The 12,348-nt window shown below is 46.6% G+C and carries 10 protein-coding genes; 4 read left to right on the top strand and 6 right to left on the bottom strand.

The features are described 5' to 3' along the window. Positions 1-2: 2 nt before the first annotated feature. The 4 genes from cysW (at position 3) to ACFODX_RS06985 (ending at position 5,912) form a co-directional block, all read left to right on the top strand. Positions 3-899: a sulfate ABC transporter permease subunit CysW gene (gene cysW / locus ACFODX_RS07000; protein WP_378117467.1), complete on the top strand. Its 897-nt coding sequence runs from the start codon at positions 3-5 to the stop codon at positions 897-899. 22 nt (positions 900-921) lie between these two features. Next, positions 922-1,980, top strand: coding sequence for a sulfate/molybdate ABC transporter ATP-binding protein (locus tag ACFODX_RS06995; protein WP_378117465.1), 1,059 nt, complete (start codon positions 922-924; stop codon positions 1,978-1,980). Between the two features lie 277 nt (positions 1,981-2,257). After that, entirely contained in the window at positions 2,258-3,523 is a 1,266-nt protein-coding gene (locus tag ACFODX_RS06990; RefSeq protein WP_378117463.1) for a sigma-54 interaction domain-containing protein, read from the top strand. A gap of 196 nt (positions 3,524-3,719) precedes the next feature. After that, positions 3,720-5,912 carry a TonB-dependent receptor gene (locus ACFODX_RS06985; RefSeq protein WP_378117461.1) on the top strand — a complete coding sequence of 731 codons (2,193 nt, stop codon included), beginning with the start codon at positions 3,720-3,722 and terminating at the stop codon, positions 5,910-5,912. A gap of 22 nt (positions 5,913-5,934) precedes the next feature. Here ACFODX_RS06985 and ACFODX_RS06980 read toward each other — a convergent pair whose 3' ends face one another. The 6 genes from ACFODX_RS06980 to ffh form a co-directional block, all read right to left on the bottom strand. Next, a complete protein-coding gene (locus ACFODX_RS06980; RefSeq protein ID WP_378117459.1) occupies positions 5,935-7,401 on the bottom strand; it encodes an FAD/NAD(P)-binding protein in 1,467 nt (488 codons plus the stop codon). 150 nt (positions 7,402-7,551) lie between these two features. Then, entirely contained in the window at positions 7,552-7,965 is a 414-nt protein-coding gene (locus ACFODX_RS06975; protein ID WP_378117457.1) for a biopolymer transporter ExbD, read from the bottom strand. Continuing rightward, positions 7,965-8,711 (bottom strand): MotA/TolQ/ExbB proton channel family protein, encoded by a 747-nt coding sequence (locus ACFODX_RS06970; protein WP_378117455.1) that lies wholly within the window; start codon positions 8,709-8,711, stop codon positions 7,965-7,967. The genes ACFODX_RS06975 and ACFODX_RS06970 overlap by 1 nt, the downstream gene beginning before the upstream one ends. 72 nt (positions 8,712-8,783) lie before the next feature. After that, entirely contained in the window at positions 8,784-9,572 is a 789-nt protein-coding gene (locus ACFODX_RS06965; protein WP_378117453.1) for an energy transducer TonB, read from the bottom strand. A 493-nt stretch (positions 9,573-10,065) separates the two neighbouring features. Further along, complete coding sequence (locus ACFODX_RS06960) at positions 10,066-10,704, bottom strand: peroxiredoxin (RefSeq protein WP_378117451.1); 639 nt, start codon at positions 10,702-10,704, stop codon at positions 10,066-10,068. 197 nt (positions 10,705-10,901) lie between these two features. Then, a complete protein-coding gene (ffh, locus tag ACFODX_RS06955) occupies positions 10,902-12,290 on the bottom strand; it encodes a signal recognition particle protein (protein ID WP_378117449.1) in 1,389 nt (462 codons plus the stop codon). Positions 12,291-12,348 lie beyond the last annotated feature (58 nt).

Raw genomic sequence — 12,348 nt, 5'->3', positions numbered from 1 at the left:
TCATGGCCGGTGCTGTTTCATCCTTACGTTCGACTAAAACCGGTGCTGCGCAGGCGGCCACCAGTGAAGCTACCTGGGTGCGGGTGTTATTGATCAGTGTTGCACTGACCTTTCTTGCGCTGTTTTTATTTTTGCCACTGGTGATTGTGTTTTCTGAAGCCTTTGCCAAGGGTACACAGGTGTATTTTGCCGCAGTCACTGAACCCGCTGCTGCACACGCGATAAAACTGACATTAATCGCCGCGGCAATTGCGGTGCCTTGTAACGTTATTTTTGGTTTGGCAGCGGCATGGGCGATTGCCAAGTTTGATTTTCGCGGCAAACAATTTGTAATTACTTTGATCGATCTACCCTTTGCGGTATCACCAGTGATCGCCGGTTTAATTTATATGTTGCTGTTTGGCCGGCAGGGATTTTTTGGCCCCTGGTTAAACGATCACGATATTCAAATTATGTTTGCAGTACCCGGCATTGTACTTGCCACTGTGTTTATCACCTTTCCTTTTGTAGCGCGCGAATTAATTCCGCTGATGCAGGAGCAAGGCAAAGAGCAAGAGGAAGCGGCGATTACCTTGGGTGCAAGCGGTTGGAAAATGTTTTGGCGGGTGACCTTGCCCTCGGTTAAATGGGCGCTGCTGTACGGCATGATTTTGTGTAATGCGCGTGCCATGGGTGAATTTGGCGCGGTGAGTGTGGTATCGGGAAAAATCCGCGAGCAAACCAACACCATGCCACTGCATATTGAAATTTTATACAACGAGTATCAATTCGCGGCGGCCTTTGCGGTTGCATCGCTGCTGGCATTATTGGCGCTGGTGACACTGGTATTAAAAAGCCTGCTGGAATGGAAAGCCGCGCGTGAACATGAATTGGCAGTACGTGCAGCAAGTGCACAGTAATTAATTTATTGCGAGAAAACCTATGAGCATTCAAGTCCGCAACTTACATAAACAGTTTGGTCAGTTTACCGCACTGAACAATGTGTCTTTGGATTTCCCTACGGGCGAATTGGTCGCCCTGCTCGGCCCATCGGGCTGCGGAAAAACAACACTGCTGCGCATTATCGCCGGTTTGGAAAATCCGGATGCTGGCAGTGTGCATTTCCACGGTGAAGATGCCACCAACGTGCATGTGCGCGAGCGCAACGTGGGTTTTGTATTCCAACACTATGCGCTGTTCCGCCACATGACGGTGTTTGATAACGTCGCCTTTGGTTTAACCGTGCGCCCCAAAGAGACAAGACCTTCTGCTGATGCAATTAAAAAACGTGTGCATGAATTATTGGAATTGGTGCAGTTGGATTGGTTGGCCGATCGCTACCCGCATCAATTATCTGGCGGCCAACGCCAGCGTATTGCACTGGCGCGTGCACTCGCCGTTGAACCTAAAGTATTGTTGCTCGATGAACCCTTCGGTGCATTGGATGCAAAAGTCCGCAAAGACTTACGCCGCTGGTTGCGCCGCTTGCACGACGAATTGCACATCACTTCTATATTCGTAACACACGACCAAGAAGAGGCCATGGAAGTGGCCGATAAAATCGTGGTGCTCAACAAAGGCCAGATTGAACAAATTGGTACACCGGATGACATCTACAACAATCCGGCCAGCCCTTTTGTGTACGATTTTATCGGGCAAGTGAATTTATTCCACAGCCGTGTGGACAATGGCTGGGCACATATTGGTGATTACAAAATTCCTGCACCGGAACATAACGACATTGCCAACCAAGCTGCCATCGCTTATGTGCGCCCGCACGACATTGAATTGAGCGAACAGCAAAGCGATGGCGCTATTGCCGCGCGCATTGCCCATGTAAGTACAGCCGGTTCGGTATTGCGCATTGAGTTGTTGCATCAATTGAATAATGAAGTACTGCATGTGGAATTACCGCGGGCACAGGAGCGCAGTTTGAATTTATCGGTAGGCGCTGCGGTTTACGCAAGGCCGACCAACTCAAAAGTGTTTTTGCAAAAATAATATTCGTTCAGCAGCATCTTTTTACGATGTTACTTTTAAAGCACGAATATTAATCCATACCACTTTTAGACTGTTCTATTAATAACAAGGCGATGAAAAACCATCGCCTTTTTTATTTTTTATGCTGAAAAATAAACAGTCAATGAAATTATAAACCGACTCAATAAAATCGATTTTTTTGTTATATGTTTATAGATTTAAATTACTTATTGCCACCGCTATTTATGAATAGAATGCTCCCATTATCACTCGTATTAACGCATGTAGAGGAATTACTGTGAGCCAGGAAAATAAAGCCCCTGTTCTCTTATCACTGGAAGGCACCAATGCTCAACCACTTTCGGTACGCGCAAAAGCGCTGGTATTTTCAGACCCGATTTCGGCAAGCTTACTCGAATATATTGAGCGCATAGCACCCAGTGAAGCGCCGGTGTTGATTGGTGGCGAAACAGGAACCGGGAAGGAATTGGTTGCCCGTCATATTCATTTATTGAGTGGACGCAGAGGCCCTTTCCTTGCGGTTAACTGCGGTGCAATCAGCGACCAATTAGCCGAGAGTGAATTGTTTGGCCATGAAGCCGGTTCATTTACCGGCGCAGTGGGTAAACGCGAAGGATGGTTTGAAGCTGCAAACGGTGGCACCTTATTTTTAGATGAAATCGGCGATTTGCCATTGCCACTGCAAGTGAAACTATTGCGTGTGCTGCAAGAAAAAGAAGTGGTGCGTATTGGCTCGCGCAAATCCATTCCGGTTGATGTGCGTTTGGTCGTTGCCACCAACGTTGATCTGGATTATGCAGTATCGGCCGGACATTTCCGTCGCGATCTGTTGTACAGAATTAATATCGCTCATGTAAAACTGCCACCACTGCGCCAACGCCCGGGTGACGTATTACCATTGGCAGAACATTTTTTAAAAACCTACAGCCAACGCATGGGGTATCGCCAACCGCAATTTTCACAGGATGCGGTGCAATTGTTGTTGAACTATGCATGGCCGGGCAACATCCGCGAATTGGAAAATGTGGTGCATTTTGCGTTATTGGTTTCCAGTGGCGACAAAATCGAACCGGCACATTTGAAAGTAACGGGAGGCTGGAACACCGGAACAATTCATCAGCAAGAGCCGCAACCGGTACACCAACCTTTAGTAAATTCTGGTACGCACATATACAACCAGAACAATGCAGTAACGCCTATTCAACCTACATCGTTTAATAATGCAGGCAGCCATTCACACGGCGGTTCAGGTAATGGCGATGACCCGATGACGGCTATTGCCAAACAATTGCGTCGCTTGTTTACTGAACAAGGCAACAGTGATCATTTCGATAAATTGGAAAGTCTGATTGTGCATGAAGCATTTGCCCATGTGCGTTCTAATCAAGTACACGGTGCTGCACTCTTGGGTATTTCACGCAACGTTATGCGGACATTGCTAAAACGCCACGGTTTGCTTGCGGATACAGGGTTTGCACAAGCAGATGAGCAAAGCACTACTCAGGATGAAGTGCATTCACTGAATCCGAGTTACACAGGTTAAGAGCAACTCATGGATTTAACGGTTGATAAAAATTTGCTGGAACACCACGCCATACACAACTACTCTTTCTTGCAGCCTACTAACAACCCACATATTGTCGATTACCTTTGCTGGTCGCGATATTTATGCGGAATTATGAAATTGTTTGTCACCCTTTTTTGCAATATTTTTGTCATGATGGTTAGTAGAGATGCCCATGAAATACACCAGAATATCCCGCTCTTCACCCTCGTTTTTAATTACCCCTTTGGCCGCTGCTGTATTTACGTTTAGCGCTCCTACTGTGCTAAGCCAAACATCAGCTTACAAAGCTGACTATAAAACCGAACAAATATCTGAACAGAAATCTGCACAAACAACTGAAAAGACAACTAAACAGCCAACTACAGATTCAGTATCAGCTGATAAAAAAAACAATCCCCAGCTGAAAACTGTGACGGTAATTGGCCACCGCTTAAACCAGTTGGGTAAAAAAATATCGGCGGCAGAAGGTACTGTGGGCAGTGCCGAAATTGCCAACCGGCCAGTATTACGTACCGGTGAAATTCTGGAGTTTGTGCCCGGCATGGTAGTGACCCAACACAGTGGTTCCGGTAAAGCGAACCAGTATTTTCTACGGGGTTTTAATCTGGATCACGGTACGGATTTTAATTCCAGCATTGATGGCATGCCGATCAATATGCGTACTCATGGCCACGGCCAAGGTTATACCGATCTCAATTTTATTATTCCTGAACTCATCAGTAGCATCGATTATCGCAAAGGCGCTTATTATGCAGATGTCGGTGATTTTTCAGGTGCAGGTGCGGCTTCATTTAGCTTAAAAAATTTGCTGGGTGAAAATATTGTTTCTGCAACACTGGGCGAAAATCATTATGGCCGCGTGTTTGCAGCAGGTGACGTTGCACTACACGAGGGCTTGTTGTTGGTAGGTATTGAACGCCAGCTATCGGACGGCCCCTGGACTGACATTAATGAAGACATTGATAAGCTCAACTTTAATGCCCGCTATGTAAAACCCCTCGCTGATGGCACTTTTTCGCTGACCGCAATGGCCTATGACAACAGCTGGAATTCACCCGACCAAATTCCCGCACGTGTAGTAGAACAAGGGCTGATAGATTCTTATGGCTCGCTCAACCCAACCAATGGTGGAGAATCCAGCCGTTACAGCCTTTCAACAAACTGGCGTACTGATAGTTGGAATGCCAACCTTTACGCAATCCAATCTGATTTGCTATTAATTTCTGATTTTACGTATTTTTTAGATGATCCCGTTAATGGCGACCAATATAAACAAGTGGATGATCGCCACATTTTCGGCGGTGCCCTATCCCATCAGTGGAATACAGAATTATTTAACATCGCTGTTAATCATCATATTGGTAGCGAATTTCGTTACGACGACATTGCAAAAGTCGGGCTCTACAAAACCAAAGCACGCAAATGGTTAAGTACCGTTCGGGAAGATGGCGTAAAGGAAACATCCAGTGGCTTATTTGGCCAAACCCGTTTTTTATTGAGCGATACATTCAGTACGCACATAGGTTTACGTTACGACTACTACCATGTCGATGTTGACAGCAATATTGTCGAAAACAGTGGCGCTGCTGATAAAGGCAAGTTCAGCCTTAAAGCAGGTGCGACTTATTTATTCAGCGATCATCTGGAAGCGTTTATCAATGCAGGCCAAGGCTTCCATTCTAACGATGCGCGCGGTGCAACACTGACACTCGATCCGGTCACACTGGAGCCTGCGGATGCTGTTGAATTAATCGTGCCCTCTACCGGCGCTGAAGTTGGTTTAAAACTGTTTGATGAAAAACGTTTTAATATTTCAGCCTCTTTATGGTATCTGGAATCAGAATCGGAATTAATTTTTATTGGCGATGCAGGCCACAACGAAGCCAGCCGTGCATCAGAACGTGTGGGCGCAGAACTTGCCAGTTATTTTTGGTTTGCCAATAAATGGAATCTGGATGTAGAACTGGCATGGACACGTGCACGCTTCAGTGAAAACACTCGCGAAGAGGGAAAATATGTTGATGGCTCTGTTCCCTTTGTTGCAAGCACCGGCATTAGTTATGGCGGGCAAGGTAATGGCTTGCACAGTTCGTTGCGCTATCGCTATTTTGGTGCGCGGGTGCTGGAAAGTTTTAACGATATTAAAGCCAATTCAACCAGCACAGTAAATTTTGGTATTGGCTACCAATGGGACAGCATCAATATTGAATTGGAAGTACACAATGTGTTGGATAGCGACGAGAATGATATTGATTACTACTATGCCTCACGCTTAGCGGGCGAACCCGAAGAAGGAATTGAAGACTTGCACTACCACCCTGCTGAACCACGCACACTCAGGGCGAAAATAGAATATCGCTTTTAAACCGGTTCACTGATTATTCCGTTTAAACAATATCAACAGCCTGTGTGCTGTTGGTGCTGGTGTTGGTGTTATCAGCAGTCGTCGTAAAAATTGCCTTGGCGATACAGACCGCTTGCTCACGAATTTCCTGGATCGCCGTTGTTTCGAATAGCACACCATTTAACGCGGGGCCGATCCCATAAATCTCATGTCTGGATGAAATTTTGTAGTGATTATTACCGATGAAATTAGCGGTTAATACAGCGCTATCATCAAGCAAACCTTTGCATAAATCCTGCACCACTGAAAACCCTGCGCGATAGCCTGTACATATAATCGCTTTATCAGCGATGATTTCCAGTCTAGCGTTTTTTGAGTGCGCTGAGGCTAATGACAAACTAAATCCGTTATGGGTCGCGTGAATGTTATTGACCCTGGCAGGATAAATACGCAACTGCCCTTTTGTTTGTAAATGCTCCAATAGATTCCTGGTACTGGCTGGAATGCGGTGCCGCACACTATTCCACCAAGGTAAAGCTCGCTTGAGACGACTTCGCTCTTTTGGATTTAACTGGCTCCACAGTGCATTATTTTGTTCGCGTAACTGATTCACACTGCACTGCCGGGCAATACCCTTTTCTTCATTGTATTTAATGTACTGACGAATTGCGCTCAATATTGCGGAGGCTTTTTTTGCCTCTGTTTTAAACACAGGAACAGATGGATGATGTGATTCTCCATGCGCACATGGCAAAAGACCATGGCCGGAAACCACATGGAATTTTCCTGCAAACCCTTGGGATATTGCTAACTGCACTGTATCTACCAGGCTTAAGCCAGAGCCTAGAACCAATATGTTTTTACTGTTTTTCCAATTAAATCCAAGCGCTTGATTAACATAAGGAGACGGCAAGATATTCGGTGTTGTAGGAATATGTTGCAGTGCTGGGTAATTGCCTGTCGCCATCAGTAATGCATTGGTATCGTAAGTGCGACCTGAGCAAGTGATAACCCGCATCATCCCAGAAGAACTGTTTTTCTCTATTGCGCTGACGCGCCCGGAGTGCAGCTCCACACTGTGCCCCGCAACACGCAGGGAATACACCGCTTGGTCAAATACATCGGCAAGGTATTCACCGTAAATTGCGCGCGGAACAAAATCATTTGCTGCGATAGTTAGCCCGGCAAATGCGGGATGCAACCCTCTCCATTCCACCGTCTGCTGTAACCATCGGAAAAAATGTGCGGGATCATCGCTGAATGCGCCCATGCGTTGTGCAGGAACATTCAAAATAAGTGAAGGATGAATTGCAGAGTACGCAAGCCCGCGTGGACGCGCGGGGTTATCATCAATAATGGTGATATCAAGATGAATCGCATCGCTGAAATGTGCTGATACAGCAGAGACAACATGATCGTGCGAGTAATTCGCCAACGCGGCCAACGCCAGTACAGCTGATGCACCACAACCGACGATAACCAGTTTTTTGCTGTGCAAGGGTGTAAACAAACAACAATACCTATGTAATTAAACGAGTACCATCCGCTGGAAGGCATCCTTGCCTGCACTACTCTTCCCATAACGTCCTACCATAACGTCCTACCATAACCCCTGCGATAATCTCCCTTTTATAAACACGGAGAAATTCTGGAAAAACGATTAGCTTCCGCGCTCAGTCACCATGGATAGTTTTTCAATTCCCGCTTTTTCAATCAACACCATAACCTTGGCAACCACACCGTAATTTACCGCATCATCAGCATTCAGATTCAAACGCAATTCCGGATCTGTCAGTTTTCTGCCCTCCAATTCCTGCTGCAAAATTTCCAATGCGTATTCATCTTTATCCAGATAAATTTTTCCTTCTGCATCAATGCTAAGCACCAAGGGTTTTTTGTGCTCTTCTATTTGCACTGTGGTTTCCGTGTCAGGCAAATTGACATTAATCGCATTGGTCATTAAGGGCGCAGTAATAATAAACACCACCAGCAATACCAACATCACGTCCACCATCGGTGTAATGTTGATCTCACTTAATACTTCATCGCTATCACCACCGGAAGAAATTGCCATTATGCAAATACCTCTTTGCCATTCTCAGGCTTTCTTAATTCTGATGTCGCCTCACGCGCGGGGTGCGATTGCGCCGCTTTTACTACGGGTGTGGATGATTTAATACGGAAGCCGGATTTTTGCACCAAACTCACAAAATCAGTTGCAAAATCATCCAGATCAGCTGCGATTAATTTCACCCGACGTAAAAAGAAGTTGTACGCCAGCACCGAGGGAACCGCGACGGCAATACCAATCCCGGTAGCAATCAATGCTTCACCAATCGGCCCCGCCACTACTTCAATACTTGCGGATTTTGTTGCCGTAATCGCAGTGAGTGCCTGAATAATTCCGAACACAGTTCCAAACAATCCCACAAAGGGCGCGGTATTGCCGATGGATGCAAGCACCGCCAAACCGTTTTCCAATGAGCGGCGCTCTTTCTGGATTTGTTGGCGCAGATGGCGCTCCAATAAATCCTGTCTGTCCCAGCTGTGTTCCAGATCAGTTGCAGTACTTGCATCTGCATTGCGCAAGGTTTGGAAGCCCGCCGCCGCAACACGTGCCGTAGCGCCTACGTATTTTTCAAACGATGCCGCCGCGTGTAAATCGGCAGAGGACCAAAAGGTTTTGGTAAACCGACGATTCTGGCGAGATAAGCTCAGGTGTTGGACGCCTTTAATGACGATTAACGTCCAGGTGATGATGGAAAAGGCGATCAACGCACACAAAGTCCACTCAACGATATGTTGGTACAGCTCAGACATAATTTTCTTCCTAATTAATTCCGGATTAACACAAATGGATAATTAAATTGTTAAACGTTTTCTAGTGCGCATTTATGAATTTGATAATTTGAAATCAATCGGGACTTCCACCCACGAATCGATTGCAGTTTCACCTTGCTTGGCGGGTACAAATGACCAACGCCTCACGGTATCCATCGCTGCTTTATCCAACACACTGCGGCCGCTGGAGGCTTTCACTTCAACAGACGATGGCTTGCCGTTACCCAATACATGCACATTCAAAATCACAGTGCCTTCCCAGCCCCGCTCTACTGCCAACTCAGGATATTCTGGCGGTGGATTGCGCAGATAACCGGGGTTTGCTGTTGCAGGCGTAACCGGTGGCGGTAGTGGCGGCGCTACGGCTGCAGGCGGTGGTGGCGGTGTTTCCACCACTTTTTGCACGGGAACCGGCTTAGGCTTTTCTACCGGCTTGGGTTTTGGTTTTTCTACCTTTGGCGGTGGTGGTGGCGGAACCTCTTCCGGTGGAATCACCGGCGGTGGCGGCAACTCTACCGGCGGACGATAAATCTCAATCGACATAGGTGGCACTTCTGCCTTGGTAATCGGCACTTCTGGCTTGAAATAAAAATAAGCAAATGCCGCGAAATGTAGCCCCACAATCAACACCAGACTCAACAGTGACCATGCACCGCGGTATTTGGTATATACCAATTGGATTTGTTTTTGATGACTGTAATCACTGGGAATAACGCGAGGAATAAGTTGCACTACATCCGCCGATTTGCGCGGCACTGCAACTGGCTTTACGTGGCGCAGCTGTTGGCGAACATGGCGACGGTCATAACTGTAGGGTTCAGAGTAAGCATGGGCACTCATATAATTCTCCCACCCGATTGGGGTACTGGAATCGCTTGTGGCGATATAACAATAGGTTTCCGTAATCAATGGCTTTGCATTGTGTGCAATGCACCATTCATCACAACTATCAGGGGAATTGCAGCAAGCGTGCCAATACAAAATTTTGTTTAAGAAAAATTGCATATGCTATGGAAAGCCGCAGATTTATTGAGTTGCGCCGCGAATATTGCAATAAAAAGTGCAACACAACGATCAGCAGCACAAAAATTGTTGCTTAATCACCAACAACAATGCACAAATCAAAACAGGGAAAAATGAACTGCCCATGCAAGCAATGTTTAAAAATAAACAGCTGTAATCGTCATTATCAAGGAGGGGTTTGTACGCAATCTGTGCCTTAAACAAACGGCATCAACTATACATTTGATTGTTATCTAATTTTCCTGACAGATATAAAAAACGGGCGCATCTAGCGCCCGTTTTTTTGCATGATACAAATGATTGAGTGAAATTATCCGCGAGGATCTGGTGTGAGGCGCAAATAAGGTTTAACTACTGTGTAGCCTTTAGGGAAGCGGCGCGCAATTTCTTCCGGGTCTTGCAGTGCCGGCACTATCACTACATCTTCTCCCGACTTCCAATTACCTGGCGTCGCCACTTTGTGATGTTCAGTTAATTGCAGTGAGTCAATCACACGCAGAATTTCATCAAAGTTGCGGCCGGTACTGGCTGGGTAAGTAATAATCAAACGGATTTTTTTCGCTGGATCAATAATAAATAACGAACGAACTGTCAGTGTTGCGTTGGCATTTGGATGGATCATGTCATAAAGGCTGGATACTTTACGATCTGCATCGGCGAGAATTGGAAAATTAACCTGGGTTAATTGTGTTTCATTAATGTCATTGATCCATTTGTTATGTGAGTCCACCGGATCCACACTTAATGCAATAGCTTTTACATTGCGCTTGGCAAATTCATCTTTTAATTTTGCAGTCAAACCCAACTCTGTGGTGCACACGGGAGTGAAATCCGCAGGGTGGGAAAATAACACACCCCAGCTATCGCCAAGCCACTGATGAAAACTAATCAAACCCTGTGTGGACTCTTGCGTAAAATCGGGTGCTTCATCACCTAGACGTAAGCTCATTTTTGCCTCCTTCGGCGTCTTTATTTCATATTCAATAGAATGACTCGCGTGAGTTGTATCTATGGTAGAAGGCAGCGCGAAAATCCAAAAATATTATTTTGGACTTTGCTTAGAACCAAAGATGCATTAAAGAAAGATATAAGCCCACAAACAAAAATAAAAAAACCGCCTATCGGCGGTTTTTTTATTTATCAAATTTACTTGCGCATACCGGGTGGTAAGCTGCCGCCAGGCGGCAAACCTCCCGGCATCATGCCGCCAATGCCGCGCATCATTTTTTGCATGCCGCCGCCTTTCATTTTGCCCATCATTTTTGCCATTTGTTTGTATTGTTTTAACAAACGATTCAGGTCTTGAATTTGCGTACCAGAACCCATGGTAATGCGGCGTTTGCGCGAGCCACTCAAATCATCCGGGTTGCGGCGCTCTTCTGGTGTCATGGAGTTAATAATTGCTTCCATGGTTTTAAACTGCTTGGTCATGTTGGCGGTCTGGGCCATTTGCGCAACATTGCCGAGGCCGGGCAATTTATCCAGCATGGAGGTCAAACCACCCATGTTTTGCATTTGCTGCAGCTGGTCACGCAGATCTTCCAAATCAAACTTTTGACCCTTGGTCACTTTTTTGATGAGTTTTTCCGCTTTCTCTTTATCGACTGTACGCTCTACCTGTTCGATCAACGAGAGCACGTCGCCCATACCGAGAATACGCGAGGCGATACGATCCGGATGGAAAGGCTCAAGGGCATCCACCTTCTCGCCCATGCCCAAAAACTTGATTGGTTTGCCGGTAATGTGACGAACCGACAAAGCGGCACCGCCGCGCGCATCACCATCGGCCTTGGTCAAAATCACACCGGTCAGTGGCAGCGCCTCATTGAAAGCCTTGGCCGTATTCACGGCGTCCTGGCCGATCATGGCGTCTATCACAAACAGGGTTTCAATGGGGTTGAGCGACGCATGTAGTGCTTTGATTTCGTCCATCAGATCGTCGTCTATGTGCAAACGACCGGCGGTATCAACAATCAATACGTCAAAGAACTGCTTCTTGGCATGATCCAAGGCATTGCGCGCGATATCCAAGGGCTTTTGTTCACCGCTGGAGGGAAAACAATCAACACCCACTTCAGTGGCAAGCGTTTGCAACTGCTGAATGGCGGCGGGGCGATAAACGTCAGCACTGACAACTAATACCTTCTTCTTTTCACGCTCTTTTAAAAATCGCGCCAGCTTAGCTACCGAAGTCGTTTTACCCGCCCCCTGCAAACCCGCCATCAAGACTATGGCGGGAGGCTGCTGCGCCAGGTTCAATGACTGATTTGCCTGCCCCATGGTGGCAATCAATTCAGCTTCTACGATTTTAATAAACTGCTGGCCGGGATTTAGCGCTTTACTGATTTGCTGACCCAAGGCGCGGCTGCGCACCTGGTCGATGAATGCCTTCACCACCGGCAACGCAACATCAGCCTCCAGTAGTGCTTTACGCACATCGCGCAGAGCATCCTTGATATTATCTTCGCTGAGGCGCGCCTTGCCGGTGATGCTGCGTAGCGTGTGGGATAAGCGGTCGGTTAGATTCTCAAACATAGCCTGTCTCAAACAATCGATTAGTCTGGCGAAGGTCAAAGCAAGTGGCGGCCCAAGG

It is taken from the genome of Cellvibrio fontiphilus, assembly GCF_042646205.1.
Classification (GTDB): domain Bacteria; phylum Pseudomonadota; class Gammaproteobacteria; order Pseudomonadales; family Cellvibrionaceae; genus Cellvibrio; species Cellvibrio fontiphilus_A.
The sequence above is the reverse complement of the archived record's forward strand: the minus strand, read 5'-3'. Positions and strand labels throughout refer to the sequence as shown.